Source organism: uncultured Chitinophaga sp. (assembly GCF_902168175.1).
In the GTDB taxonomy this organism is placed as follows: domain Bacteria; phylum Bacteroidota; class Bacteroidia; order Chitinophagales; family Chitinophagaceae; genus Chitinophaga.
The window spans coordinates 20254-47136 of record NZ_CABHOU010000073.1 but is presented as its reverse complement, the minus strand read 5'-3'; the positions used below and the strand labels follow the sequence as shown (position 1 = coordinate 47136).

At 47.4% G+C, this 26883-nt stretch carries 23 protein-coding genes; 10 read left to right on the top strand and 13 right to left on the bottom strand.

Translation table 11 applies throughout. The features are described from left to right. Positions 1-55: 55 nt before the first annotated feature. Entirely contained in the window at positions 56-2005 is a 1950-nt protein-coding gene (locus tag QZT80_RS16995; protein WP_295124604.1) for a KUP/HAK/KT family potassium transporter, read from the top strand. Between the two features lie 158 nt (positions 2006-2163). Here QZT80_RS16995 and ftsZ read toward each other — a convergent pair whose 3' ends face one another. The 13 genes from ftsZ to mraZ all read right to left on the bottom strand — a co-directional run bounded on the left by ftsZ (position 2164) and on the right by mraZ (position 18309). Then, positions 2164-3927, bottom strand: a complete 1764-nt coding sequence (gene ftsZ, locus QZT80_RS16990) for a cell division protein FtsZ (RefSeq protein WP_295124602.1) — start codon at positions 3925-3927, stop codon at positions 2164-2166. 48 nt (positions 3928-3975) lie between these two features. Next, positions 3976-5409: a cell division protein FtsA gene (ftsA, locus tag QZT80_RS16985; protein WP_295124598.1), complete on the bottom strand. Its 1434-nt coding sequence runs from the start codon at positions 5407-5409 to the stop codon at positions 3976-3978. Positions 5410-5439: 30 nt separating this feature from the next. Next, on the bottom strand, positions 5440-6471 hold the full coding sequence (locus QZT80_RS16980; RefSeq protein ID WP_295124595.1) for a hypothetical protein: 1032 nt from the start codon (positions 6469-6471) through the stop codon (positions 5440-5442). A gap of 9 nt (positions 6472-6480) precedes the next feature. Beyond that, positions 6481-7833 (bottom strand): UDP-N-acetylmuramate--L-alanine ligase, encoded by a 1353-nt coding sequence (gene murC, locus QZT80_RS16975; protein WP_295124592.1) that lies wholly within the window; start codon positions 7831-7833, stop codon positions 6481-6483. Positions 7834-7837: 4 nt separating this feature from the next. Then, positions 7838-8932, bottom strand: coding sequence for an undecaprenyldiphospho-muramoylpentapeptide beta-N-acetylglucosaminyltransferase (murG, locus tag QZT80_RS16970; RefSeq protein WP_295124589.1), 1095 nt, complete (start codon positions 8930-8932; stop codon positions 7838-7840). A 39-nt stretch (positions 8933-8971) separates the two neighbouring features. Beyond that, positions 8972-10135 carry an FtsW/RodA/SpoVE family cell cycle protein gene (locus tag QZT80_RS16965; protein WP_295124587.1) on the bottom strand — a complete coding sequence of 388 codons (1164 nt, stop codon included), beginning with the start codon at positions 10133-10135 and terminating at the stop codon, positions 8972-8974. Positions 10136-10180: 45 nt separating this feature from the next. After that, positions 10181-11521: a UDP-N-acetylmuramoyl-L-alanine--D-glutamate ligase gene (gene murD / locus QZT80_RS16960; RefSeq protein ID WP_295124584.1), complete on the bottom strand. Its 1341-nt coding sequence runs from the start codon at positions 11519-11521 to the stop codon at positions 10181-10183. Positions 11522-11527: 6 nt separating this feature from the next. Continuing rightward, a complete protein-coding gene (gene mraY / locus QZT80_RS16955) occupies positions 11528-12784 on the bottom strand; it encodes a phospho-N-acetylmuramoyl-pentapeptide-transferase (protein WP_295124581.1) in 1257 nt (418 codons plus the stop codon). Between the two features lie 41 nt (positions 12785-12825). Beyond that, positions 12826-14292, bottom strand: coding sequence for a UDP-N-acetylmuramoyl-L-alanyl-D-glutamate--2,6-diaminopimelate ligase (locus tag QZT80_RS16950; RefSeq protein WP_295124579.1), 1467 nt, complete (start codon positions 14290-14292; stop codon positions 12826-12828). Then, positions 14293-16401: a penicillin-binding protein gene (locus tag QZT80_RS16945; RefSeq protein WP_295124577.1), complete on the bottom strand. Its 2109-nt coding sequence runs from the start codon at positions 16399-16401 to the stop codon at positions 14293-14295. It abuts the gene before it with no gap. A 58-nt stretch (positions 16402-16459) separates the two neighbouring features. Further along, positions 16460-16849 carry an FtsL-like putative cell division protein gene (locus QZT80_RS16940; RefSeq protein WP_295124574.1) on the bottom strand — a complete coding sequence of 130 codons (390 nt, stop codon included), beginning with the start codon at positions 16847-16849 and terminating at the stop codon, positions 16460-16462. A gap of 75 nt (positions 16850-16924) precedes the next feature. Beyond that, a complete protein-coding gene (gene rsmH / locus QZT80_RS16935) occupies positions 16925-17830 on the bottom strand; it encodes a 16S rRNA (cytosine(1402)-N(4))-methyltransferase RsmH (RefSeq protein ID WP_295124571.1) in 906 nt (301 codons plus the stop codon). 11 nt (positions 17831-17841) lie between these two features. Beyond that, positions 17842-18309, bottom strand: coding sequence for a division/cell wall cluster transcriptional repressor MraZ (mraZ, locus tag QZT80_RS16930; RefSeq protein ID WP_295124568.1), 468 nt, complete (start codon positions 18307-18309; stop codon positions 17842-17844). 799 nt (positions 18310-19108) lie between these two features. On the opposite strand from mraZ, the gene QZT80_RS16925 reads away from it, so the two are divergent. The 9 genes from QZT80_RS16925 to QZT80_RS16885 all read left to right on the top strand — a co-directional run bounded on the left by QZT80_RS16925 (position 19109) and on the right by QZT80_RS16885 (position 26875). Then, positions 19109-19945 carry an outer membrane protein assembly factor BamD gene (locus tag QZT80_RS16925; protein ID WP_295124567.1) on the top strand — a complete coding sequence of 279 codons (837 nt, stop codon included), beginning with the start codon at positions 19109-19111 and terminating at the stop codon, positions 19943-19945. Next, entirely contained in the window at positions 19914-20255 is a 342-nt protein-coding gene (locus QZT80_RS16920; RefSeq protein WP_295124564.1) for a DNA-directed RNA polymerase subunit omega, read from the top strand. Before QZT80_RS16925 ends, QZT80_RS16920 begins: the two co-directional genes overlap by 32 nt. A gap of 62 nt (positions 20256-20317) precedes the next feature. Next, on the top strand, positions 20318-21514 hold the full coding sequence (gene coaBC / locus QZT80_RS16915) for a bifunctional phosphopantothenoylcysteine decarboxylase/phosphopantothenate--cysteine ligase CoaBC (RefSeq protein ID WP_295124561.1): 1197 nt from the start codon (positions 20318-20320) through the stop codon (positions 21512-21514). Then, complete coding sequence (locus tag QZT80_RS16910) at positions 21507-22433, top strand: DUF4835 family protein (RefSeq protein ID WP_295124558.1); 927 nt, start codon at positions 21507-21509, stop codon at positions 22431-22433. The genes coaBC and QZT80_RS16910 overlap by 8 nt, the downstream gene beginning before the upstream one ends. 22 nt (positions 22434-22455) lie before the next feature. Beyond that, the gene (locus QZT80_RS16905) at positions 22456-23190 is read left to right on the top strand and encodes a DUF4296 domain-containing protein (RefSeq protein ID WP_295124555.1); all 735 of its coding nucleotides are present in this window, start codon (positions 22456-22458) and stop codon (positions 23188-23190) included. 112 nt (positions 23191-23302) lie between these two features. Next, the gene (locus QZT80_RS16900) at positions 23303-23995 is read left to right on the top strand and encodes a CoA transferase subunit A (protein WP_295124551.1); all 693 of its coding nucleotides are present in this window, start codon (positions 23303-23305) and stop codon (positions 23993-23995) included. Positions 23996-24020: 25 nt separating this feature from the next. Further along, positions 24021-24677 (top strand): 3-oxoacid CoA-transferase subunit B, encoded by a 657-nt coding sequence (locus QZT80_RS16895; protein WP_295124548.1) that lies wholly within the window; start codon positions 24021-24023, stop codon positions 24675-24677. Between the two features lie 101 nt (positions 24678-24778). Next, positions 24779-25555: an aminotransferase class IV gene (locus QZT80_RS16890; protein ID WP_295124545.1), complete on the top strand. Its 777-nt coding sequence runs from the start codon at positions 24779-24781 to the stop codon at positions 25553-25555. Between the two features lie 15 nt (positions 25556-25570). Beyond that, positions 25571-26875, top strand: a complete 1305-nt coding sequence (locus QZT80_RS16885) for a deoxyribodipyrimidine photo-lyase (protein ID WP_295124542.1) — start codon at positions 25571-25573, stop codon at positions 26873-26875. Positions 26876-26883: the final 8 nt, after the last annotated feature.

Sequence of the window (26883 nt, the reverse complement as noted above, 5' to 3'; positions counted from 1 at the left end):
TACTTCGCGATCTGATTTTTTCCTCCTACATTTGACATGCCTTTAATCATTATGTGTGTTAAAAGATTTCAATAAAGTTACACTGGCCGGTCTGATCGTGGCGCTAGGCATCATTTATGGCGACATCGGCACCTCCCCACTTTACGTGTTCAAAGCAATTGTTGGCGGTAATCCTGTAAGCGACCAGCTCGTTATCGGGGCGATCTCCTGTATTATATGGACACTTACCCTGCAAACCACCGTCAAATACGTTATTCTTACCCTCAAAGCGGATAATAAGGGCGAAGGTGGCATTTTCTCCCTCTACGCGCTGGTGCGACGGCATGGGAGATGGACGGTAATACTCGGTATGATCGGCGGCGCAGCACTGCTGGCTGATGGTATCATTACGCCGCCTATCACGGTAACCTCCGCTATCGAAGGCTTACGAACGTTGCCCATCTTTAAAGACCTGGAGCAGTTCACTATCGTAAAAATTGTTCTGGGTATTATCGCACTGATGTTCTTCATGCAACAGTTCGGTACCATGTCTATCGGTAAAATGTTCGGGCCGATTATGCTGGTATGGTTCGGTATGCTGGGTGTGTTGGGTATTACGCACATCGGTACCGATTTCTCTGTATTAAAGGCGTTTAACCCCTATTATGCTATTGAGTTATTAACTACTTACCCGCACGGCTTCCTGATCCTGGGAGCGGTGTTTCTGTGTACTACGGGGGCCGAAGCCTTGTATTCGGACCTTGGGCATTGCGGCAGGGGCAACATCCGGGTATCCTGGATATTCGTAAAAACCTGTCTTATACTTAATTACCTGGGCCAGGGGGCCTGGTTGCTCACGATGCGAGGGCAAATTATCCCTAAAGACCAGAACCCGTTCTTTACTATTATGCCGGAGTGGTTCGTGATCTTTGGTGTGGTAATAGCTACTATGGCATCGGTAATTGCCAGCCAGGCATTAATATCCGGCTCTTTTACACTTATCTCCGAGGCAATGCGCCTTAATCTCTGGCCTAAACTCAAAATCAACTACCCTACCGAGCAACGCGGCCAACTGTTCATTCCTGGTATTAACTGGATGCTGCTGTTCGGCTGTGTGGTCATCGTACTGGTATTCCAGGAATCGTCGAGGATGGAGGCGGCTTATGGACTGTCGATCACCATTTGTATGCTCATGACTTCCTGTCTCTTTGCCTTCTATCTGTATACGCGAAGGGTAAAGATGGCCTGGGTAGGCGTGTACCTGCTGGTATACCTCACTATCGAGTTCTCGTTCCTGCTGGCTAACCTGGTGAAGTTTACGCACGGTGGTTATGTAACGGTGATCGTGGGTGGCATCCTGTTCCTGGTAATGTTCGTGTGGTTCAAATCGAGGAAGATAAAAAACAGGTATGTAGAGTTTGTGAAGCTGGAAGATTACCTGGGCATCCTGCAGGAGCTGAGTAATGACACCACCATCCCAAAGTACGCCACGCACCTGGTGTATATGAGCAGTGCCGACAATCCAAAGGAAATTGAACATAAGATCCTCTATTCTATTCTCAATAAAAAGCCGAAACGGGCGGATATCTACTGGTTCGTGCATGTGGATGTAGTGGACGAGCCTTATCTAAGCGAATATTCAGTACAAACAATTATCCCTAATGAAGTGATACGCGTCGAGTTCCGCCTTGGATTTCGTGTAGAACAGCGTATTAACCTCATGTTCCGCATGGTGGTGGAGGATATGGTGCGCAACAAGGAAGTGAACATTACGAGCCGCTATGAGTCGTTGAGTAAGAATAACGTGGTAGGCGATTTCCAGTTTATCGTTATGGAAAAATTCCTGTCGCACGATAACGACCTGCCGCTGCACGAAAGACTGATCATGCGCTTTTATTTCTTCCTCAAAAAGATCTCCCTCTCCGAGGAAAGAGGTTTTGGTCTGGACTCAAGTTATGTAACGATCGAGAAGTTCCCGCTGGTGGTGGCGCCTGTTACCAACCTTCAACTACGCCGAACTAACTAATTTCTCATATATTGATGCAAAATGCCTTCCGTACAGGGAGGCATTTTTGTTTGGCAGATAATGATATAAAAAGGAAAAGTCCTTCGAAGAGTCGAAGGACTTTTTTTTAACACAACTAAAAAAACAATCAAAAACTTTCTAATAGAAAATGCTTGCTATCAATCGGGCTTTTTACCATCCAGGAAGGTATTGATCGTATTGATCTCTACCTGGTCGTTACCATTGTCGCCAACGGAGTACCCTGAATAGAAGTGTTCTGCTGAACCGGCTCCGTTGTCCAGGTTGATGTTGCGGCGCAGGTATGCGGGCACATTCTCAATTTCCTGGTTACTATCCATTGTTTTTACATTAAAGCTAATGCTACGCAGTTTAGCGATCCTTTCCGCCTGTTTACGCTTTTGTTCTTCCAACTGCTCATCGGCCTGCGGGTTGGCAGACTGTTGTGGCTGTGGTTGCGGTTCGGGCGTTGGGGCAGGATCTTCACGGAACACCATTTTCATTTCCGGTTCGTCTTTAGGCAGGTTACCAGGTGTGGTAGGCTCTGCGTAAATATTAGCCGGGCGCGAAAGGTAGCTGCCGTTAGAAGGTGTGTGTACCTGTTGCTGCTGTTGTTGTTGCTGTGGCTGAATTACATTGATGCTGTTAGAAGCGGGTGTTGGTTGGGCAGGCGGGGCCTGTGGTACCGAAACCGGTTCTATGTTCAGCGTGTAAGTCTGCCTTTCGTCAGGCTGAGGTGTTGGCGCTACAAAAGAAGCTGGAGTGGCCGGGTGAGATATCACCGGTTCTACCAGGCGCGGAGCCATTACATCTTCAGGTTCGCTAAAGAGTGTGCCCTGGTTCTGCGCGCTCATCTTTTTCTCTTCGCCGTCACGTCCCAGTTGCATAACGATCTTCGGCTCCTCCTTTGGGGCTGATGGTGTTTGACCACCTTCAGGTGCTTTTTGCTGTATAATCGGTTTTTGCTCAAAACCAGTAGCAATAATAGTAACACCCAGTTTGCGGTCGAGCGTATCGTCGTAGCCAACACCCAGAATTACATCGCAATCTTCGCCAGCCATGCTTTGTACATATGCCTGGATGATATCCATTTCGTCCAGCGTGTGTTCAAACTCGCCTTCGGAAGAGGAGATATTGATAAGGATCCATTTGGCTCCTTTGATGTCGTTGTCATTAAGCAGGGGAGAAGTAAGCGCTTCTTCGATAGCGATCTGTGCGCGATTTTCTCCTTCGCAAACAGCCGCGCCAAGGATGGCTACACCACCATTACGCATTACTGTACAAACGTCTGCGAAATCCACGTTAATCTGACCGGTGCTGTTAATTACATCTGTAATACATTTAGCAGCAGTGGCCAATACGTTATCTGCTTTTTCGAATGCAGCCTTGAACTTCAGGTCACCGAACTTCTGACGGAGTTTATCATTCGAAATAATAAGCAGTGTATCTACGCTTTCTTTTAGCCTGTTGATACCCTCTTCAGCCTGTAGCATCCTTTTTTTACCCTCGTAAGAAAAGGGCATGGTTACAATACCCACGGTAAGAATACCCAGTTCTTTACAAATGCGGGCGATGATGGGGGCGCCGCCTGTACCTGTACCACCGCCCATACCGGCAGTGATGAAGGCCATCTTTGTATTAACCTCCAATATCTTCTTCAGCTCTTCTAAGGATTCTTCGGTAGCCTGCTCGCCGATCTTGGGATTAGCGCCTGCTCCCAAACCCTGTGTAAGGTGTGGGCCCAGCTGTACCTTGTTGGGTACTGGGCTGTTGGCAATAGCCTGTGCATCGGTATTGCAGATGATGAAATTCACCCCTTCAATGCGCTGGCTATACATATGATTCACCGCATTGCTTCCTCCGCCACCAATGCCTATTACCTTGATGATGGATGACTTCTCTTTTGGAAGATCAAAATGTATCATGACTCTTTCTCTTTATTGGGTTAGTTATTCGGTTACTTTTTCGCGGAATTAAAGTTTTGCATCTTCTTCTTCCGTAAACATATCGATGATCTTTGTTTTCATTCTGTCCAGGAATGTTTTCAAAGATGCGTTACGTTCCCTCGATTTTCTGTCCTGTACCTGCTGTGGGGTGGCGGTTACTGTTTCTTCTATTGTAGCTGTTTCTTCATCTTCCATCCACTCTTCCTCCTGTTCTGCCTGCCTGCGTGCGGCCTGCTCTTTGGCGAGGTAGCTGGTGTTTATTTTAACATAGTTCTCTTCCAGGGCGCGGCGATCATTTTCGTAATCGTTGTAGCCTTTCAGGATAAGACCTATACATGTTGCGTACATTGGTTTCGTCAGCTCGTCGATGTGGCCGCTGGCGAGGTGTTCATTCGGATAACCGATACGCGCACTAACGCCGGTGCTGTATTCAGTAAGCTGAATGAGGTGTTTAAGTTGTGAACCACCACCAGTAAGTATAATGCCGCCATTGAGCATTTTATTGTCCATACCGATCTGTTTCAGGTGAAATACTACGAAATCGAGTATCTCGCTCATACGCGCCTGAATGATGTGTGCGAGGTTCTTCACGGAAATTTCTTTCGGGCTCTGACCGCGCAATCCGGGAATGGTGATGTAAGCGTTGTTTTTCGCTTCATCGGCCAGTGCATAACCGAATTGTACTTTCATTTGCTCTGCCTGTGTTTTCAGCACACCCAAACCATTTTTGATATCGTTGGTGATGTTTTCGCCACCATAAGGGATAACGGCTGTGTGTTTGAGTATACCCTCATAGAACACTGCGAGGTCGGTAGTGCCACCGCCGATGTCTACTATTGCAACACCTGCTTCGAAGTCCATATCGCACATTACAGCTGCGGCAGAAGCCAGTGGTTGTAATACGAGGTCACGTATTTTAAGACCAGATTTTTCAACGCTCCTGTTGATATTCCGGATGGCGTTTTTATCGCCGGTGATAATATGGAAGTTGGCGCCCACTTTTACACCACTCATACCAATAGGGTAGGTGATATTCTGGAGAGCGTCCACAATATATTGCTGGGGTATAACATCGATGATCTGGTCGCTGGCCGGTATAACAGTTTTATACTGGTCGTTGATCAACTGGTCGATATCTTTTTGAGATATTTCAGCGTCGGTGTCGTTGCGAACGATATCGCCACGGGTTTGAAGGCTTTTAATGTGGTGACCCGCGATGCCCACATATACTTCATTAATCTCCAGGTTTGGATTGGAAGCATAGCAGTTCTCAAGCGCCTGGCGTATAGCCTTGATGGTCTGGTCGATGTTCAGTACCATACCGTGCTGAACACCAAATGATGGGGCCTTACCGAATCCCAGGATTTCCAATTTCCCGTATTCATTCTTCCGTCCTGCAATGGCAGCAATCTTCGTAGTTCCAATGTCGAGTCCTACAATGATGGGAGCTTCCTGATTCATGTACTTATATTTAAAAGGTGCGTTTTTAACTTAGTTTCTGTTGTTAGGCTTGTATACTGCTTTCGGCTTTTTATCGCCGGAAGCGACGTTCGCCGGAGGTTTGGGCTTTACCGGTTTGGCTGTGTTGTTAGCCTGTGCCGGTTTAGTCGTCCTCTTTTCCGGTTCCTTGTCCGGTCGTTTTTCCGGTTTCGGTTCCGGTGCGGTAGCCATGGCAGCGGAATGTACATCAATGTTAACTGTAGAATCTACAGGAGGCGGTGGTGGAGGAGCTGATTTTCCATCTCTTCGTGTTCCTACTACCTGGTCTTCATAAGCAATATTGATCCGGGTGTATGTATTCCACCCCACTTTGCTTAATCCTTCGCGGTAGAAGATCATCAGCTTGTTAAACTTCTTCGCAACATCCGTGCCTTCTCCAAATTCTATAACATGATCGCCCAGTTTCGGGATGATCTCAAACCGTTTATCGCCTGTTATCACCACCTGTTCTACCTGTGCTAACCAGAAGGTGTCTTTTGTGATGTAGTGCGCCATATCGCTTATCTGGCGCAGCAATGCACTATCCTGTTTGCCGGGTTTCGCCGCGTCACTTGGGAAACCTGTAAACACTGGTACCCTTGCCGCATGACGATTACTTACCGGTATGCGTCCGCCTTCATCATCAAGATAAAAACTGTTACCTGTGAAGGTAAATACACGCGCCAGCGGGTCGCGTTGTTGCACATCTACGCGTAATTGATTGTTATTGTCGATGAATATCTCCGCCGACTTCACCCAGGGATCACGCGCTACCAGCTTTTCGATACCAGCGATATTGATCTCGCTGACTGCTTTGCCTACCGGGTTTTTCTGCGGACCACTGATCACCAGTGCTTTAATATCTTTTTCGCTGATAAAGAAATTCGTATCGTCGCCAGACATTTTTACGATGATGCCTTTGACTTTCGAATTGTTCTTATCATTTACAGCCGACACCAACAGGAATACAAAGCCCGACAGCGCTCCTGCCCAGAGCAGCGCTTTGCCGATACGTTTGAATACTATTTTGGTTTTAGACTGCATATTTATTTATCAGCTTAATAATTCTTTTAATGGTTCCCTTAACAGGTCGATGTCGCCGGCACCTGCTGTTATCAGCATCTCTGGCCTATGCTCTTTTACCAGTGCTGCCACGCTGTCGCGGGGCATAATGGTCACGGAGGGGCCTTCGATCTTAGCAGCGATCATTTCGCTCGTTACACCTTCGATTGGCAGTTCGCGGGCAGGGTAGATGGGCAAAAGGATCACCTCATCTGCCAGCGAGAGACTTTCTGCAAAGCCATCTGCAAAGTCGCGGGTACGGGTAAAAAGATGTGGCTGGAAGATGATCGTACACTTCAGGTCGGGGAAAAGCGTTTTGGCGCTGGTAATCAGTGCCCGCAGTTCTTCGGGATGGTGTGCATAATCATCTATATAAACCAGGTCATCTTTCTTTACCAGGTATTCGAATCTTCTTTTAATGCCTTTGAAGTCTTCCATCGCCTCGCGAATCTTATCCTGGCTTATACCCAGGAGGTGCGCTACCGCGATAGCCACTACGGCATTTTCCACGTTGTGCATACCGCCAATGTGCATACGTATATCCGTAATCATCCAGTCCTGCTGCACCACATCGAAGAGGTAACCGCCGTTCTGTATTTTGATGTTCTGTGCATATACGTTGGCTGCATCATTTTGCAGGCTGTACGTGAGTTTATTGGTCGCCTTCAGGTCTTTATTGCGATGCAGGCCGAAGCGTGCGAGCAAAGTGCCGTTAGGTTTGATGTTTTGTGTATACTGAATAAAAGCTTCTTCCACCGCTTCTGCTGTTCCGTAGATGTCGAGGTGATCGGCATCCATAGCCGTTAGCACTGCGATGTCAGGGCTTAGTTTAAGGAAGCTGCGGTCGTACTCATCTGCCTCAATTACGGCTACTGCCTTATCGCTGCTCCAGAAGTTACGGTCATAGTTTACACTAATGCCGCCCAGGAAGGCGTTGCAACCGTAACCAGTATGACGCAGCAGGTGTGCGATCATGGTGGACACTGTTGTTTTACCATGCGTGCCGGCAACTGTGATAGCGAACAGTTCGCGGGTAATTTCCTGCAGTACGTCACTACGTTTTACTACCTCGAAACTATTGTCGCGATACCAGGTAAGTTCATTATGTGTGGCCGGTATAGCCGGGGTGTACACCACCAGGTCGGCGGTTTTGTCCAGCAGGGTTACATCATCCGTATAATGAATGCTGATGCCTTCGGTTTCCAGTTGCCTGGTAAGCACAGTGGAGGTGCGGTCGTAACCGGTTACTGTTACGCCCTTTTCATGGAAGAAGCGGGCGATGGCGCTCATGCCAATACCGCCTATACCAACGAAATAAACACTCTTAATGCTTTTCAGCTCCATATACTTATTTATATAACTTCTTAACTTCTCCGGCTATTATTACATCCGCATTGGTGTTACCCAGTGTGGCAATGTTTCTTTCCAATTGCTCGCGTAACGATTTGTTGTTCACGAGGCTAAACAGTTCGGTACCTAAGCTGGTACGTGCCTGGTCATCCTTTATAAGCAACGCTGCCTGCTTATTCACAAGACTCATGGCGTTGGAAGTCTGGTGATCTTCGGCCGCAAAAGGGTAGGGCACAAAAATCGTTGGCTTCTTCACAACACAGAGTTCTGCAATGGCCAGCGCGCCAGCGCGCGATACAACAACGTCTGCCGCTTTGTACGCAAAGTCCATGACGTTGATGAAGTCATATACTTTTACGTGTGTTGAATACTGTGCTGCCGCTGCCTTCGCTGTTTCGTAATACAGTTTACCTGTTTGCCAGATCAGTTGTATATCCTTATTCACAAATTCTGCTAACAGTGGTTGCAGCGATTCGTTGATAGAACGGGCGCCTAAGCTGCCGCCTACAGCAAACACAGTAGGTTTGTTCGCATCTAGTCCGAAGTGGAACATTGCATCCTGTTTAGATACCGCCGACTGGCTGATGTTACTTCTTACCGGGTTGCCCGTATATACTATCTTATCCGCAGGAAAGAATTTATCCATCCCATCGTATCCCACACATATCTTAACTGCTTTCCGGCCTAATATCTTATTGCTTTTGCCGGCGTAGGAGTTTTGCTCCTGTATAAGGGTGGGTATACCCAGCCTTTGCGCCTGCCTTAAAATGGGGAAACTGGCATAACCGCCAACACCCACCACTACATCGGGCTGAAAACGTTTGAGGATGCTGCGTGCTTTGCTCAAACTCTTGAGGAGTTTAAAGGGGAGCAGGATATTTTTAAAGATATTGCTCCTGTTAAAACCGACAATCTCCAGACCTTCAATCGGATAACCTGCCTGTGGTACTTTCTCCATCTCCATTTTACCAGCAGCGCCCACAAACAGTATCTCTGTATTTTCATCTGCCTTACGCAAAGCATTTGCAATGGCAATTGCCGGGAAAATATGGCCCCCGGTACCTCCGCCTGCTATAATTACTTTGTGTGGCATGTATGTTTTTCTGTTTCTTATAATTTTTAATTGTCTCCTTTATGCCGCAACAGGCACATTGGTAACCTCTTGTTTGCCTTCTATTTCTTCCACATTTCTCGAAACACTCAAAATAATCCCGATAGCAAGACTTGTAAATATCACCGATGAACCTCCCATACTTACTAACGGTAACGTAACACCGGTTACGGGCAGCAGCCCCACATTTACGCCCATATTCATTAGCGCCTGTATTACAAGCGTAACGCTTAATCCCAGTGCCAGGAATGCTCCGAAGGCATAAGGACAGTTTTTAAAGATGCGTATACTTCGTAAGAGCAGTAGCATGTAACACGCTAAGATCAAAAAGGCGCCAAAGATACCATACTCCTCTATAATAATCGCATATATAAAATCAGAATACGGATGCGGCAAAAAATTTCTTGCCGTACTGTTACCGGGACCTTTACCAAACAGGCCGCCGGAGGCAATACCGAAGTTGGCTTGTTGTACCTGGTAAGGTACTTCATGCGCCTCGTCGCTCGTAAAACTCATCAACCTGTTCTTCCACGTTTCAGCGCGCATTTTGAACGGTGTAACCTGTGCTATTGCAAACATCAGCAACACCAGTACAAGGCCTGCGCCTACCATCGACATCAGATACTTCAAAGGCACGCGGCCGATAAAACACAGCAGCATGCAGCTTGCGCCGAGCAACAATGCGGTAGACATGTTGGCCGGCATAATCAACATACAGATAATTCCTACCGGTATGATGATGGGCAAAAAGCCTTTCTTAAAGTCCGTGATCACGTGCTGCTTTTTGGAAAGCTGCCGCGATACATACATGAATATGGCCAGCTTGGCAATATCCGATGTCTGGAAAGTAAGGTTAATCACCGGTAGCCTGATCCAGCGGCTCGCATCGTTAATGTTCGAGCCAAATACCAATGTATACACCAGTAACGGGATGGATATCAGGAACCCGACCTGCGCCACGCGTGAATAAATAGTGTAGTTCACCCGATGCGCAAAATATATGATAAGCACGCCCAGGCCCAGCAGTGTTAACTGCTTCACAAGGAAATACTCCGTGTGACCATTTCGGGCACGGTAAGCAAGTGAACCGGTAGAGCTATACACGGCCAGCAAGCTGACAGCGGACAGGAAAAACACGATCGTCCAGATCACTTTATCGCCTTGTGTTTTTAGCAGCCTACTCACGTGATAATCATTTATTGTTAAAACTATGTATACACCAACCGGGTATTATAGCGCTTTCACTTCCTCTTTAAACTTGCGGCCTCTTTCTTCATAGTTTTTGAAGAGATCGAAGCTGGCGCAAGCGGGAGAGAGCAATACCACATCGCCTTTATCGGCAAACTGGAACGCTGATTTAACCGCATCGGCCATATTGTCTGTATTCACCATTACTTCGATATCTTTCGACAGCGCCTCGTGAATAGGTCTGTTGTCGATACCAAGGCAGATAACGGCTTTTACTTTTTCTTTTACCAGCTCGCGGATGGCGCTGTAATCATTGCCTTTGTCCACACCGCCCATGATAAGTACTACAGGGCGTTCCATACTTTCGAGGGCAAACCATACGGAGTTAACATTGGTAGCCTTGCTGTCGTTGATGAAGTCTACGCCGCGGATAGTGGCTACGTACTCCATACGGTGCTCAAGGCTTTTGAATGAGGTAAGGCTTTCACGGATCTTCTCCTTCCTGATGTCCATCGTCTTACCCGCTATCCCTGCAGCCATAGAATTATAGAGGTTATGTTTACCTTTTAACGCCAGATCATAAATCGACACGATTACCGGTTCGTCGTTATCTCTAACCTGGATGTTCAATTGTTCGTTCGCAATAAATCCGCCTTCTTTCTTAGGTTCCATAATCGTAAAAGGTATTGTCGTTGAATAAATGGGTTTCTTTATCAGGTAATTCCTGATCTCAGGATCGTCTAAACAATAGATGAAGTAGTCTTCCTTCGTCTGATTCATCGCTATGCGGAACTTTGAGGCCACATAGTTTTCCATCTTGTAATCGTAGCGGTCCAGGTGGTCGGGGGTGATGTTTAAGAGGATAGCTACATCCGGTTTAAACTCCACGATATCGTCCAGCTGGAAGCTGCTTATTTCGATAACATAATAATCGGCCGGGGCAGTGGCAACCTGCCTGGCATAACTCAAACCGATATTTCCAACCATGGCGGCGTTAAGGCCGGCCTGTTCAAAAATGTGGTAGGTGAGCGCCGTGGTCGTGCTTTTACCGTTGCTTCCCGTTATGGCAATGATCTTTTTATCTTTACTGTACCGCCAGGCAAATTCAATTTCAGAGATCACCGGAACGCCTTTCTCTCTCACTTTCTTCATCAGTTCCGACTTCTCCGGTATGCCCGGGCTCTTTATCACTTCGTCCGCCTCCAGTATTGTTTTCCAGGAATGCTGGCCTTCTTCGAAATTGATGCCGTTAACTGCCAGTTCCTGTTTATATATATCCTTGATCGTACCACCGTCTGATACAAATACTTCAAACCCTTTCTGCTTTGCCAGCAAAGCTGCCCCTATTCCACTTTCTCCTGCGCCTAGTATTACAAGTTTCATAAGCCGTTACCTCATTTTAAGTGTGGCGATAGATACTACTGCACACATGATAGCTGCAATCCAGAAGCGGGTAGCGATTTTGCTTTCGTGGTAACCGAGCTTCTGGTAATGGTGATGCAGCGGTGACATGCGGAAAATCCTTCTGCCTTCGCCATATTTCTTTTTGGTGTATTTGAAGTACGATACCTGCAAAATCACGGAAACATTTTCTACCAGGAATACGCCGCAGAATATCGGTATCAGAATTTCTTTACGTACAATAATGGCCAGTGCAGCGATAATACCACCGAGCGCCAGGCTTCCTGTATCACCCATGAACACCTGCGCCGGATAGGCGTTATACCAGAGGAAACCTACACACGCACCCACAAATGCTGCAATAAATATGGACAGCTCTCCAAGGTTGGGGATGTACATGATGTTCAGGTACTCCGCGAACTGTATATTACCGCTTACATAGGCGAACACGCCTAAACAAATCCCTATCACCGCACTCACCCCCGAGGCTAGTCCATCGAGCCCGTCCGTCAGGTTAGCCCCGTTGGATATGAACACGATAATGAATATCACGATCAGGATGTAGGGGATAAAGGTGTACTTTTCGGCATTCGGTCCCATCCAGGAGATCAGTTTGGAATAATTGAACTCATGGTTTTTAACGAACGGGATGGTGGTGATCGGCGTTTTAACGTCCACGAAGCGGTGACCGTCTTTCGTAACACGTTCTTCCTTGCTGATCAGTTTTTCGTAAGAGGCTACCTGGGCTTTAGGTCCCTGCACCTCGCGGGAAATCACTACGTTATCGTTGAAGTAAAGAGTGGTGCCGATAATCAGTCCCAATCCTACCTGGCCCATCACTTTAAAACGGCCGGCCAGACCTTCTTTATTCTTTTTAAATACTTTGATATAATCATCAATAAATCCAACCAACCCTAACCAAATGGTACACAGCAGGATGAGCAGGATGTACACGTTCATTACCCGGGCAAACAGCAGGGTAGGAATGAGGATGGCTGCCAGGATAATAATACCACCCATGGTGGGTGTACCCTTCTTCTGATTTTCGCCCTGCAGGCCAAGGTCGCGGATAACTTCGCCGATCTGTTTGCGTTGCAGGAAGCGCACCAGTGTTTTGCCAAAAATCAATGAGATCACCAGTGACAATAGCAAAGCCATTGTCACACGGAACGTGATGAACTGGAACATCCCGGTACCGCTGATATTGAATTCCCTTTTTAAATAATCAAATAAATAGTACAGCATAAAATGGTGATCTGTATTCGTGTTGCTTTTGTTTGAGCGAATTATTTTTCCAGTATATCGAATGTTTCTTTCAGTACCTGTTTATCGTCGAATGGATTTTTAACGCCGTGAATTTCCTGGTACTTCTCGTGGCCTTTACCTGCAACGAGAATAATATCTTCTTTACCGGCGAGTGAGCAGGCTGTTTTAATGGCCTCTCTGCGGTCGGTGATCGACAGTATCTTTTTACGCAGATGCACAGGTACGCCGGCTTCCATTTCTTTAATGATCGCGGCAGGATCTTCAGAGCGGGGGTTGTCCGAAGTGAAGATGACCTTATCGCTGTGTTCCGCTGCCACCTCGGCCATAACAGGTCGTTTGGTGGTGTCGCGATCGCCGCCGCAGCCTACCACGGTAATTACCTGTTCGTGCCCCTGGCGTAATTTTTTAATGGTTGCCAGTACGTTCAGTAGTGCGTCGGGTGTGTGTGCGTAGTCTACAATGCCGATAATCCTATCCTTGGCAGATGTGATGTATTCGAACCTTCCTTCTGCACCGGGCGTATCGCTCAGTGCCTGTAGTACGTCATCTTTATCTTTACCAAGCAGGACCGCTGCACCATATACTGCCAGCAGGTTGTATGCATTAAATTCACCAATAAGCCGGAAGTGCACTTCCTTTTCGGCGATATTCAGAATTAATCCTGTGATATTGTTCTCCAGGATCTTCCCTTTAAAATCGGCCAGGCTGCGCAGACTGTAAGTAGCCTTACGGGCCCTGGTGTTTTGTAACATTACGGTGCCACGCCTGTCGTCGAGGTTTGTCAATGCAAACGCTGTAGACGGCAGGTTATCGAAAAACGATTTTTTTACCTTGATGTATTCGTCGAATGTTTTGTGATAGTCCAGGTGATCGTGCGTGATATTGCTGAACAATCCACCCGCAAACTTCAATCCCGCTATCCTGTGTTGATGGATAGCGTGAGAGCTTACTTCCATGAAGGCGTAATCACAACCCTGTTTCACCATTTCCGCGAGCAAGGCCTGTAAGCTGATAGCATCGGGGGTAGTGTGGGTAGATGGGATGACTGCATCGCCGATCTGGTTCTGTACAGTGCTGAGCAGGCCGCAATGGTGACCCAGTTTGCTGAAAAGGCGGAACATCAGGGTAGCGATGGTGGTTTTACCATTAGTGCCCGTAACGCCAACCAGTGTAAGCTTTTGCGAGGGGTTGTCGTAAAAGTTGCCGGCAATAATACCAGTTGCTTCGCCGCTTTCCTTCACCTGTACATAACAAACATCCTCCTTCAGTTCAGCCGGTAATGTTTCGCATACAACAGCAGCCGCGCCCAGTTCAATCGCCTTAGCGATGTACTGGTGCCCGTCGGCATGTACACCTTTGATGGCGAAAAACACATCACCGTTTTTCACCTGCCTCGAATCTATATGCAAAGCATTCACGGGGATAGTGTTATCTCCGTGAATGGCAACGATGTGCGTGTTATATAATATTTCCTGTAAGGACTTCATTTAGCTTAATTCAATTACGATCGTTTGTTCCTGGGCAATAGCGGTACCGCTGTTTATTGATTGGTTGACCACTCTGCCTGCACCTTTTACCACTACCCTTAAGCCTGCATTTTCCAGCAGGTAAAGTGCATCTTTTAACCCCATGCCTTTTACATTAGGTACAAAACCGCGTGGCTGGGCCACGGGGCGGAAGTCTACTTTACTATTCTCCACGTCTGCCACCACCCAGTTACTGCTCGTGAGGTTACCCTGGTAGGGCAGGCCAAGTGTGCGTACAATGCTTCTCCACTCACTTCCTTTGCCATTTTTCATCACCATCACCGAGTCCAGTTTTTTACCACCCGCCAGCAGCGATCCCTGTTTTTCTACCGAAAGTGCGTACAACTTGTCCGACACCTCCCTGAACACTGGTCCTGCCACCGAACCTCCGTAGAACTTGGCGGCAAAGGGTTTGTTTTTGATGATCACCACGCAGGTATACTGCGGATCGTTTGCCGGGAAATATCCAGCAAACGAGGATTGGTAGATATGGTCGGTGTAGCCGCGGTTGCCGTTGGCCACAAGTGCTGTTCCGGTTTTGCCGGCAAAAGGGTAGTAAGGCGTGGTAAGCGCTTTCGCAGTTCCTCCTGTTACCACGCCCTCTAGGATAGTGTGTAGTTGTTTTAATGTCGCCGTAGAGCAAATTGAATCCTGCAGTACTTCCGGTTTAAATTCTTTCACCGGTTTGCCGTACTCCATGATAGAATTTACCAGGTAGGGCTTCATCATTTTACCGTTATTGGCTACTGCGTTGTAGAGCATGCACGTTTGCATCGGGCTCACCAGTACTTCATAGCCAAACGCCATCCACGGTAAAGTGGTGGCGCTCCAAGATTTTGATGCCGTTGTTTTGATCACCGGTTTGCCTTCTCCCATGAGATCGATACCGGTGGGCCTGTCGAGCCGGAGCCTTTTCAGATGGTCCACAAATTTGTTCGGCTCTTCGCGATAATATGTCCAGGCCAGTTTCGCCATGCCCACATTGGAGCTGATTTCAAAGGCCTTTTTAATTGTAATATGATTGATGCCCCTGTGCGGCTCCGAGTCCCATACCGTTCTTCGTCCTACCTGCCAGGCACCTTCGTTGATATCGACGGTATTGTTCAGCGTTACGTGCCGGTCTTCCAGCACAGCGATCATGGTAGCGAGTTTGAACGTGGAGCCGGGTTCGGTAACCTGTATGGCGTAGTTCATATCCTCGAAGTAGCTGCCATCGGGCTGGCGGCCCAGGTTGGCGATCGCTTTCACTTTACCTGTTTTCACTTCCATGAGTATGCAGGTACCGTATTGCGCTTCATTTTCTGAAACCATCCGCATCAGTGCTGTTTCAACAATATCCTGCATGTTCACGTCGATGGTGGTGATGATATCTTTCCCATTTTCCGGTTCGATATCGTAACCTTCCATCGGCATATAAGTACCGCCTGCAATGCGGCGCATCAGCCTTTTACCGGTTACTCCGCTCAGGTATTCGTCGTAAGTTCTTTCCAATCCTACGTTCTGCGCATTTTCGCGGGACAGTCCGATGGTACGGTTGGCGAGGAGTTTAAAAGGGTTAAGGCGTTTGTTCCTGGTTTCTGCGATGAGTCCACCCTTATTTTTGCCGAGGCGGAACATCGGGAACTTGCGAACGTCCTGGTACTGGCCAAAAGTGATGTCTCGTTTCAGCAGGAAATACCGGTCTTTATCTTTATATCCTTCTTCAAGCGTGTGTTTGTATTCCGAAGTGCTTTTGTCGCCGAAATAGCTGGAAAGTGTCATCGCGAGCGAGTCCACATTATCTTTAAACACTTTGCCGCTTTTGTCACGTAAACCGTCTGCTGCAAAATCGATGTATAGATTGAAGTAGGGGATAGAAGTAGATAACATGCGGCCTTCTTCGGAGTAGATGGTGCCACGGTCTGCGTCGAGGGTTACAAAACGGGTGTGCATGCTGTCACTCATTTTGCGCCAGTAGTCGCCGGTAATGTTCTGGAGATAAAATACTTTGCCCAGTATAGCCACACCGAAGAGTGCCATGCCAATAAAGCACAGGTAAACACGCCAGAGTATGTCTTTTTTTACTTCCACGTTTGCAGGGCTGTTGAGAATATTATTACTTAAAAAATGTTTGTCCGGTGTTGTTTATTTAGTCCGCAGTATTCTCTTTCACAATGATCCGCTGTGGCGGGGTACTTAATTCTTTTAATCCTAAAGGCTCCACTGCTTTGCTTACTTCGCTCATTTTGCTTTGGAACATCAGTGTGCTTTTCAGGTTCAGGTAATCCCATTTCAGTTCTTTAATATCCCGGCTTAGCTTGTTGATCTTACGGATCTTCTTTTCGGCCAGGTGACTGTTCGCTATATATATAAGGGCCAGCACGGACAAAAACAGGATGAAGGGCAGGTTTTGCGTAATCAGTCTGTAGTTGATCCGCAAACGCCATTCTTTCCTGGTATCCGGTTCGGGCAACATGTCGGTCGGCTTGCCGTCGCCTTCAATCTCCTTATCTATATGCTTCTCCTCTTCCTGCAACACGTTACATGATTTATGTTTGTTGTTCCAATATTTTTTTCTGTTAGAATAGGGGATAGTAGGCGTGCCCTCGCGGCTTTACAACTTTTTCGCTACCCGTAACTTTGCGCTCCTCGACCGTGAATTGTTCTTCAGTTCCGTATCTGTAGCCGTTACAGGTTTTTTAGTGACCAGTGAAAATACTTTCGGGGGCGTTTCTGCCAGGAAGTTTTGATCGTCTGGTGTTTCAAATGCGCCATTTTTCATAAAATTCTTCACCAGCCTGTCTTCCAGCGAGTGGAAAGTGATGATGGCGAGTAAACCATCAGGCTGCAACACTTCTGCCGACTGTGTCAGCAGATCTTTAAGCGCGCCCATTTCATCGTTTACTTCAATACGCAGCGCCTGGAAAACCTGGGCTAGGTATTTGGCTGGATTTCCTTTTACGACCGGCTGAATCATCGATTTGAACTCGTTGATCGTGCGCAGTGTGTTGGATTTCCTCTGGCTTACGATAGTTTGGGCCAGCGTTTTGGCGTTCGTTACTTCTCCAAATTCCTGGAAAAGCAGTTGTAGTTGCTTTTCGGGGTACTTTTTAAGGATATCCGCTGCGGTTTTGTCGCCACGGTTATCCATCCGCATATCCAGCGGACCGTCGAAGCGGGTGCTAAACCCGCGGGCGCCGGTGTCGAACTGGTGGGAGGATACGCCGAGATCGGCCAGTATACCGTCCGGGGTGGCTTTGTGCAGCCTCAGGAACCTTTGCAGGTGCCTGAAGTTTTGCTGTACAAACGTTACCCGTTCGTCCTGTATCCTGTTCGCGTAGGCATCTTCATCCTGATCAAACACAATTAACCGCCCTTCGGGACCGAGTTTTTCCAGGATGGCCCTGGAGTGGCCCCCTCCGCCAAACGTAGCATCCACGTAGGTGCCGTTGGGTCGGATCTGAAGCAGGTCTATTACCTCCTGCAGCAGAACGGGTAAGTGATATCCGGATGTTTCCATACGCCTCTATATTATATCTCCAGGTTATTACCCTCTCCGGCCATAACCTGTTGAGCCAGGTCGCTAAAGGCCGCAGGTGAGAAATTTTCAAAGAACTCCTGGTACTTACTCTTGTCCCAGATCTCAATTTTATTAGTAGCCGCCGTTAATACAAGGTCTTTGTCTAAACCCGCGTACGACATCAAATTTTTTGGCACCAGCAGTCGTCCTGCACTGTCCAGCTCAAGAATGGTCGCGCCGTTTAGAAAATAGCGACGAAATTCCCTAGCTTTAGGATCGAAGTCATTGAGTTTACTGATCTTCTCGAATATGGGCTGCCACTCGTTCATCGGGTATAACGTGAGACATTTCTCGAATCCCCGGTTGAGTACAAACTGATTGCCAGCACTTTCCGCTATCTGCTTTTTGAAACCAGCAGGTAGCAGGAAGCGCCCTTTGGCGTCCAGTGTTGCTTCATATTCTCCGAGAAAACCTGTCAAATTCAGTGATTTATCCTATTTAATTCTACTTTCTAACACAAAATAACACTTTTTCCCACTTTCTAACGAAAAAATGTATTGCAAATTTTTTCCACAGGAAGGATCGTGCCTGCCACCGGGGCTTTTCATGGCAAAAACTGCGTGTAACCGTTGCTAATGGTGGATAGTGTGTGGATTGGCTGTGGAAAACAGCTGTTTTATTGTGGATAAGGGCGACCAGAAAAATCAAAACGGTCAGGACAGGGAGTTGTAGCCCGCCGGCCTGGATGATTGAACAGATAGATGAGGTTGATAAAATTGGGGTTGGCAACGGTATTTTATCCTGTTAACGCATTTTTTTGTGGTTTGGTGGTGAAAGGTGGGAGAGGTGGAAAGGCGGTGTTTTTTCAAAAAAATGACGTTTTGGACGTTTAGGTGGTGGAAAGTGGGAGAGCCGGCTTTTACGCTATATGCTGGTATCGTATTCTGAATTGGTTCGGGCTTTTTTTAGTTCATTTCCCATGCCTTCGTTTGTCATTCGCCGTAGCAAGCAGTTCGTTACCAATGTTTTGGAAGTTTACAGTGACGGGTCGGTAGCGCGCAGCACCGGGATGGCTATTTACAATAGCGGGATGCCTGCCCGCAGTACCGCCCGGAGAGATCAGGAATGACGCCTGTCGTCAATATCTTCCGGACTGTCGGTGAAAAACCGGCGATAATCCCTTTCTGTCAACGATTTTGCAAAATTTTAACGGTTCCCAATCAGCCCCTTACTTATATTTACATTTCAATCTTAAATTTCTTAACTTTGCGCTTCTTTATGCGGAAATTTCTTTTATACATCAGTTTTGGGATATTGGTCATTACTACTGCAACTTCTTGTAACAGGGAACTGCGCAGGATAGAGAAGAGCAATGACGTGGAGAAGAAACTGGCCTTTGCTGACAGGATGTACGCCAAGAAGAAGTACCAGATGGCTCAGACCCTTTACGAAGAACTGATTCCTGTATATAAAGGAACAGAGAAGTTCGACAGTCTTTACTACCGTTATGCGTACTGCTCTTACTACCTGAAAGACTATACCCAGGCGGGTTTCCACTTCAAAAACTACATCGACGCGTTTCCCAGCAGTCCGAGGGCAGTAGAGATAGATTATATGCAGGCTTACTGTTATTATAAACTGTCCCCCAAAGTGTCGCTTGACCAGGCGAGTACCAGTAAGGCAATTGCCGCTATGCAAACGTTCGTAAACAACTACCCCCAGGCCCCTAAAGTGGCCGAGGCTAACATGGTTATCGAACTTTGTCGTAAGAAACTGGAAAAGAAGGAGTTCAACACAGCCGAGTTGTATTACAACCTTGGCCACTTTAAAGCAGCAGGCGTGTCTTTCACCAACCTGATGCGTAACTACCCGGATTCTGAGATCAGCGACAGTTATAAGTACATGGCTATCAAGTCTTATTACCTGTACGCTAAGAACAGCATCTTCGAAAAACAAAGGGACCGTTTTGAAACCGTTCTTTCCGAATACCTGGAGTTTAACGAAAGGTACCCGAAAAGTAAATTTCACGACGATGCCGAGAAATTTTATACCTTAGCTAAGAATAATTTAAAAACGCTGGAAAATGAGCAAATTAAAGAGAAGTCTAACCAGTAGTCTTAACCCTTGGGTTGAAACTAAAAATACTACTGATATCAAGAACAGAACTGGTAACCTGTACGAATCTATTGCCATTATCGCCAAAAGGGCTAACCAGATCAATATATCTGTAAAGGAAGAGCTCCACTCTAAACTGGAGGAGTTCGCCAGCCACACCGATAACCTGGAGGAAGTGCACGAGAACAAGGAGCAGATCGAAATCTCCCGTTTTTATGAGCGCATGGCAAATTCTCCTATTCAGGCAACTCAGGAGTTCCTGGATAACAAAATTTATTTCCGTAAGAACGACGACGACCTGTTCAGCTAATATTGCGAAAAATACTAACTTCATAGCGGCAGAATATTATTCTGCCGTTTTTGTTTTATAGCATGTTACAAGGAAAAAAGATCCTACTGGGCGTTTCGGGAAGTATTGCCGCTTATAAATCGGCCATACTGGTACGCCTGCTGGTGAAAGCCGGCGCGGAAGTAAAAGTAGTGATGACGCCCGATGCGGCTCACTTTATTACCCCGCTTACCCTTTCCACCCTGTCTAAAAACGAGGTGGGTGCCGCTATTAGCGAAGGCAGCAGCTGGAACAACCACGTAATGATGGGCCGCTGGGCCGATGTAATGCTGGTTGCCCCCGCCACCGCCAACACCATTGCTAAAATGGCCAACGGCCTTTGCGATAACCTCCTGCTAGCCGTTTATCTGTCGGCCACCTGCCCGGTGTTTTTTGCCCCGGCTATGGACGAAGATATGTGGCATCACCCCGCTACCCGCGCCAACGTAACAAAGCTGCTTGGCTTTGGTTACAGCCAACTGCCTGTAAATAAGGGCGAGCTGGCCAGCGGGCTTTTTGGCGAAGGACGCATGTCCGAACCGGAAGATATAGTAGCTTTCCTCGAACAACACTTTTCTGAAAATAAACCACTCGCCGGTACAACCGCCATGGTAAGTGCCGGTCCCACAGTGGAACTTATCGACCCGGTAAGGTTTATCAGCAATCACTCCAGTGGTAAAATGGGTATTGCGATTGCAGAAGCGCTGGCAGAAGCCGGCGCCGATGTAAAACTGGTGCTTGGCCCTACTTCTTTAAAGGCCAGTCATCGGGGTATTACTACTATTCCCGTTCAAACTGCGGCCGACATGCTGGAGCAATGCACTGCCATTTTTCCCCAAACTAATATTGCCGTAATGGCTGCAGCCGTAGCCGATTACCGACCGGCAAATGCCGCTGACCAGAAGATTAAAAAGGATGAAGACGTATTGACGCTTCAGCTCGAAAAAACGACAGATATCCTTAAAACGCTCGGCGGGCAGAAGAAAAAAGGTCAACTGCTGGTAGGCTTTGCATTGGAAACGAATAATGAAAAGGAATTTGCGTTAAAGAAGTTACAAACCAAAAACCTGGATATGATCGTATTGAATTCTCTACGCGATCAGGGCGCAGGTTTTGGTCATGATACCAATAAAGTAGTACTGCTGGACCGCCTGGGCGGCGAGCAGCAACTGCCGCTGAAAAGCAAACAGGAAGTAGCAAAAGATATCGTAAAGGCAATAATAGCACTGCAACATGCGTAAATCATTCCGTTTCATTCCATTATTATTCATCGCCCTCTGTAGCAGCCTGTACGCCGGTGCCCAGGAGTTGCGCGCTAATGTAAGCGTGGTGGCCAACCAGGTGGGTACCTCGGTAGACCGCAAAGTTTTTGTGACCCTGCAAAACCAGCTCAACGAATTCCTCAACAACCGCCGCTGGACGGACGATTCTTATACCCAGGCAGAACGCATCGACTGTAATTTTATCATAAACGTACAATCCACCGCAGGCAACAATATTTACAAAGCACAGATCACCGTTCAGGCCACCCGCCCCGTGTTTAATTCCAGCTATATTACCAGCACTTTTAACACGCTGGACGGTAACGTGGCATTCAAGTACGTGGAGTTTCAAAGCATCGAGTTCAATGAAAACCGGGTAGCCGGCAACGACGCGCTGGTATCTAACCTGCCCGCCACACTGGCTTACTATGTGTACATGATACTGGGTATGGACAATGATTCCTTTTCATTACGTGGCGGTGATCCTTACTTTAAGAAAGCGCAGACCATCGTAAACGGCGCGCCGGATGGCAAAGAAATTTCTGGCTGGAAAGCCTTTGAAGGCAACCGTAACCGCTACTGGCTGCAGGATAATATTCTGAATACTAAGTTCACCCGCTTTCATGAAGCCATGTACCTGTACCACCGCCAGGGATTGGACGTTATGTACGACGATGTGACCAAAGGCCGTGCAGCTATTCTGAATGCACTCGGTTTACTGCTCGCCATTCATGAAGATACGCCCAACACCATGTTGCTGGCCACCTTCTTTAACGCAAAGGCCGATGAGTTGCTCCGTGTATTTTCTAAAGCGCCCCCGCAGGAAAAACAGCGCGCTTCTGCCATGTTGCAGCGCATGGACGTGCCTAACGCGCAGAAGTATGCGCAATTAAAGTAACTTTGCCTTCCAACAAAAAATTATGAGGAGAACAGCTTTTCTGTTATTCATATTTACCGCCTTTGCAATAGCATGTGGAGATGCGGGTAAAGTGCCGAAAGGAATTATCGGGAAGGATAAAATGAAAGATATCCTGACGGATATGACGGTGGCGCAGGTGTACGGTAATGATATTGTACAGGAAGATACCATTCCTATTACAGATTCGATACGTGAATTACGTGTTAAAACTTACTACTCACAAATACTCAGCCTGCATAAAGTATCCGTAAAAGAGTTTATGGATAGTTACGCTTTCTACGAATCGCACCCCGACGTTTTGGAGGAAGTATTTAAGAAAATGGAATCTGAACTTGCATCAAAAAAAGCTTACCTCGATACGCTCGAAACACGCAAGCAACAGAAGATTACCGACTCGCTCAATAAAATTCAGAAGATGGTGGACGATTCCCTCAAAGCCGTGCAGAAAGCGGATTCTATTGCGGGTAAGAGCGGTAATAAGGCAGATTCGATTGCTAACAAACACCGCCTCGATTCATTGGCGAAAAAGCATAAAATCGATTCAATTGCCGGTAAACATAAACTGGATTCTATTTCCGCCAGACGTAAAATGGATTCACTTTTACGCAAGCGTCTCCTGATAGAAACCACGGCGAAGAATGCACAAAAGCGGCTCCTGGATTCGCTGGCCCGTAAAAAGCGGCAGGACTCGTTAAGGAAGGTTTTACGCAGCAAACCAATCATCAAACAACAATAGTTAGCTCCGTGCCTACCCCGGCACGGAGTTTTTTAGCTCCCACATCTTAAGACAGAGAAAACCTATATTTGCTCATTATCAACTTTTATTCACACCAAAACAAAAACGCTTTATGCACAAAGTCGTTGCAGATGCTAACGAGGCTATACATGATATTCCGGACGGTGCAACTATAATGCTGGGAGGATTTGGCTTGTGCGGTATTCCGGAAAATTGCATTACAGCCCTCGTAAAAAAGGGGATTAAAGAGCTTACCTGTATTTCCAACAATGCGGGCGTAGATGATTTTGGCCTTGGGCTGTTACTGCAGACCAGGCAAATAAAAAAAATGATGTCGAGTTACGTGGGAGAGAATGCTGAATTTGAAAGGCAGTTGCTGTCCGGCGAGCTGGAGGTAGACCTTATTCCACAAGGCACGTTGGTCACTCGCATACAAATGGCGGGCATGGGCATTCCTGCTTTTTTTACACCGGCTGGTTACGGTACTGAAATAGCCGAGGGTAAAGAAGTGCGCGAGTTCAATGGCCGCAAATACCTGATGGAGCTGGCATTGCATGCCGACTTCACGATCGTAAAAGCCTGGAAGGGTGATACGATGGGCAACCTTCAATTCCGCAAAACTACCCGCAACTTCAGTACTTCTATGGCTAAGGCAGGTAATATTACCATTGTTGAAGTGGAAGAACTGGTACAGCCGGGAGAAATTGATCCCGACCAGGTGCATGTGCCCGGCATTTACGTGCACCGTATTTTCCAGGGCGGCGGTTATGAAAAGCGTATTGAAAAACGCACGGTAAAAATGTAATCCCATCATCCAAAAAAGAAAAAACATGTCTCTCGATAAATACGGTATTGCCAAAAGGATTGCGCAGGAACTGCAGGACGGTATGTATGTAAACCTGGGCATTGGTATTCCCACCCTGGTGTCCAACTTCGTACCCGCCGGCATTTCTATCATGTTGCAGTCCGAAAACGGGATGTTGGGCATGGGGCCTTATCCTACTGAAGAAGAAATGGACGCCGACCTGATAAATGCCGGTAAAGAAACGGTGACAGTGCTGCCAGGCGGTTGTTACTTCGATAGCGCCGAAAGTTTTGGAATGATCCGCGCAGGTAAGGTAGATCTTACCGTGTTGGGCGCCATGGAAGTGTCGGACACAGGCGATATTGCCAACTGGAAAATCCCTGGTAAAATGGTAAAAGGCATGGGTGGCGCCATGGACCTGGTAGCCGCGGCTAAGAATATCATCGTGGCCATGATGCATACCAATCCCAAAGGAGAAAGCAAGTTATTGCCACAGTGCGGTCTGCCCTTAACCGGCGTTAAATGTGTAAAGAAAATAGTGACCGAACTAGCCGTACTCGACATTGTTCCCGAAGGTTTTCGCCTGCTGGAACGTGCGCCAGGCGTAACTGTAGAGGAAATAGTAGCAAAAACCGCCGGACGTCTGATCGTTCCTTCGGAAGTTCCCGAAATGAAGATATAATAGTCATTAACAATTCACCGCTTCCGCGCAATAAATCGTAAATTAGGGTTATGCTGTTGTGTTATAACGGAAAATTTATTCCGGCGGATAAGCCTTTTCTTATGGCCGACAACCGTTCGTTCCGATATGGCGATGGATGTTTCGAGACCATGAAAGTGTACCAGGGGCAGCTCATGCTTGCAGACTTGCATTTCGAGCGTCTTATGGCGAGCCTGCATATACTGCACATCGATCCCGCACAATTTACAAAGGAGTATATAACTGGCCTGGTGCTGGAGCTTTGTAGCCAGAACGGCCTGAGCCAGGGCGCCCGCGTAAGGTTTACGGTATATCGCGGCGGAAGCGGTTTATACATCCCCGAATCCAATGCGCCGGAGTTCGTTATTCAATGCTGGGAGCTGCCGGGCACCGTTTTTGAACTGAACGAAATGGGGCTGCAAATTGACGTGTACCCCGAAGCACGCAAGGCTACAGATAAACTTTCCAACATTAAGTCGAACAACGCACTGCCGTACGTGCTGGCCAGTATGTACGCCAAACAGCATCAGTTAAACGAGGTGGTGTTGCTCAATACTTATGGTCGCGTGGCCGATACAACCATTGCGAACATCTTTGCCGTAAAAGGTAAAATGGTGTATACACCACCGTTAGCGGAGGGTTGTGTTTGCGGCGTTATGCGTAAACACCTGTTACAAATGGAATTGCCTTTCCGTATAGAAGAGCAGCCGCTAACCATAGAAGACCTGGAAAATGCAGATGAGATTTTTCTCACAAACGCTATTTACGGCTTACGCTGGGTAGGCCTCTTCCGCGACAGCAGTTATGGCAATGCAACCGCTGCTATTCTGCACGAATTGCTGCACGAAGGCTTGTGGTAAAACTTTTAAGCTTCAATGAAAGATATGGTAAATATTTGCTGGCTTCGCCGCGACCTGCGCCTGCACGATAATGCGGCGCTTTATTATGCATTAAAGGCCGGAGATCCTGTGGTGCCTGTGTTTGTGTTCGATTCCAATATTCTCAACGACCTGGAGAACAGGGAGGATAAACGGGTAACATTTATTTACGAAGCGCTGGAGGAGATACAAACCGAACTGGAGAAGCTGGGCAGTACTCTCGATATATATTTCGGAACACCGCAGGAAGCATTTGAGCATTATACCACGAGGTATGAAGTTCGCGGTGTATATACCAATCACGACTACGAACCCTACGCCCGTAAGCGCGATGAGGAAATTCGTGCCTATCTCGGTAAAAAGGAAATTACTTTTCAGACTTACAAAGACCAGGTGATATTCGAGAAGAACGAGATCGTGAAAGACAATGGGGAGCCGTATTCGGTGTTTACACCTTACAGCCGCAGGTGGCTCGACAAACTGAACGATTTTTACCTTAAATCCTACCCGGTAGAGAAATATAAAAAGCATTTCCACCAGCAAAAGCCTATAAAGTCCCCTACGCTGAAACAGATGAACTTTAAGGAAACGGAGAAACATTTTCCTGCCAAAAGCGTGAAGGAAGAGATCATCAGGCATTACGACCAGACGCGCGATTTTCCGGGAATTAATGGTACTTCAAGACTGGGTATACACCTGCGTTTTGGTACTATCAGCATCCGCGAACTGGCAACTACAGCGAAGTCGCTTAACCAAACCTATCTTAAAGAGCTTATCTGGCGCGAGTTTTATATGACCATCCTCTGGCATTATCCGCAGGTGGTGGAAAACTCGTTCCGGAAAGAGTACGATGGTATACAGTGGCGTAATAACGAACAGGAGTTCGCGCGCTGGTGTGAAGGTCAAACCGGCTACCCAATTGTGGATGCAGGGATGCGCGAACTGAATGCTACCGGGTTTATGCACAACCGCGTGCGAATGGTGGTGGCGAGTTTCCTCACCAAACATTTGCTGATCGACTGGCGCTGGGGGGAGGCTTACTTCGCGGTGAAACTGCTCGACTACGACCTGGCCGCGAATAACGGCGGCTGGCAATGGGCGGCGGGTTGCGGTAACGATGCGGCGCCCTATTTCCGGGTGTTCAATCCGCACCTGCAAACGCAGAAGTTCGATAAAGACCTTAAATATATCCGCAAATGGGTGCCCGAGTATGATGGCCTGCAATACGTGCAGCCGATGGTGGTACATGAAATGGCGCGCAAACGTGCGCTGGAAGTGTATGGGAAGGCGTTAAAAAAATAGTAGGGAAC

Excerpts from the sequence above, each read along its gene's own strand:
- ftsA (WP_295124598.1), bottom strand. The coding sequence starts at position 5,409 with ATGAATCAGGAAGCTCCCATCATTGTAGGACTCGACATTGGAACTACG.
- QZT80_RS16950 (WP_295124579.1), bottom strand. The coding sequence starts at position 14,292 with ATGAAGTCCTTACAGGAAATATTATATAACACGCACATCGTTGCCATT.
- murG (WP_295124589.1), bottom strand. The coding sequence starts at position 8,932 with ATGCCACACAAAGTAATTATAGCAGGCGGAGGTACCGGGGGCCATATT.
- QZT80_RS16890 (WP_295124545.1), top strand. The coding sequence starts at position 24,779 with ATGGCCGACAACCGTTCGTTCCGATATGGCGATGGATGTTTCGAGACC.
- ftsZ (WP_295124602.1), bottom strand. The coding sequence starts at position 3,927 with ATGATACATTTTGATCTTCCAAAAGAGAAGTCATCCATCATCAAGGTA.
- rsmH (WP_295124571.1), bottom strand. The coding sequence starts at position 17,830 with ATGGAAACATCCGGATATCACTTACCCGTTCTGCTGCAGGAGGTAATA.
- QZT80_RS16885 (WP_295124542.1), top strand. The coding sequence starts at position 25,571 with ATGAAAGATATGGTAAATATTTGCTGGCTTCGCCGCGACCTGCGCCTG.
- QZT80_RS16925 (WP_295124567.1), top strand. The coding sequence starts at position 19,109 with ATGCGGAAATTTCTTTTATACATCAGTTTTGGGATATTGGTCATTACT.
- coaBC (WP_295124561.1), top strand. The coding sequence starts at position 20,318 with ATGTTACAAGGAAAAAAGATCCTACTGGGCGTTTCGGGAAGTATTGCC.
- QZT80_RS16900 (WP_295124551.1), top strand. The coding sequence starts at position 23,303 with ATGCACAAAGTCGTTGCAGATGCTAACGAGGCTATACATGATATTCCG.
- QZT80_RS16895 (WP_295124548.1), top strand. The coding sequence starts at position 24,021 with ATGTCTCTCGATAAATACGGTATTGCCAAAAGGATTGCGCAGGAACTG.
- mraY (WP_295124581.1), bottom strand. The coding sequence starts at position 12,784 with ATGCTGTACTATTTATTTGATTATTTAAAAAGGGAATTCAATATCAGC.
- QZT80_RS16980 (WP_295124595.1), bottom strand. The coding sequence starts at position 6,471 with ATGCAGTCTAAAACCAAAATAGTATTCAAACGTATCGGCAAAGCGCTG.
- murD (WP_295124584.1), bottom strand. The coding sequence starts at position 11,521 with ATGAAACTTGTAATACTAGGCGCAGGAGAAAGTGGAATAGGGGCAGCT.
- QZT80_RS16910 (WP_295124558.1), top strand. The coding sequence starts at position 21,507 with ATGCGTAAATCATTCCGTTTCATTCCATTATTATTCATCGCCCTCTGT.
- QZT80_RS16905 (WP_295124555.1), top strand. The coding sequence starts at position 22,456 with ATGAGGAGAACAGCTTTTCTGTTATTCATATTTACCGCCTTTGCAATA.
- murC (WP_295124592.1), bottom strand. The coding sequence starts at position 7,833 with ATGGAGCTGAAAAGCATTAAGAGTGTTTATTTCGTTGGTATAGGCGGT.
- QZT80_RS16920 (WP_295124564.1), top strand. The coding sequence starts at position 19,914 with ATGAGCAAATTAAAGAGAAGTCTAACCAGTAGTCTTAACCCTTGGGTT.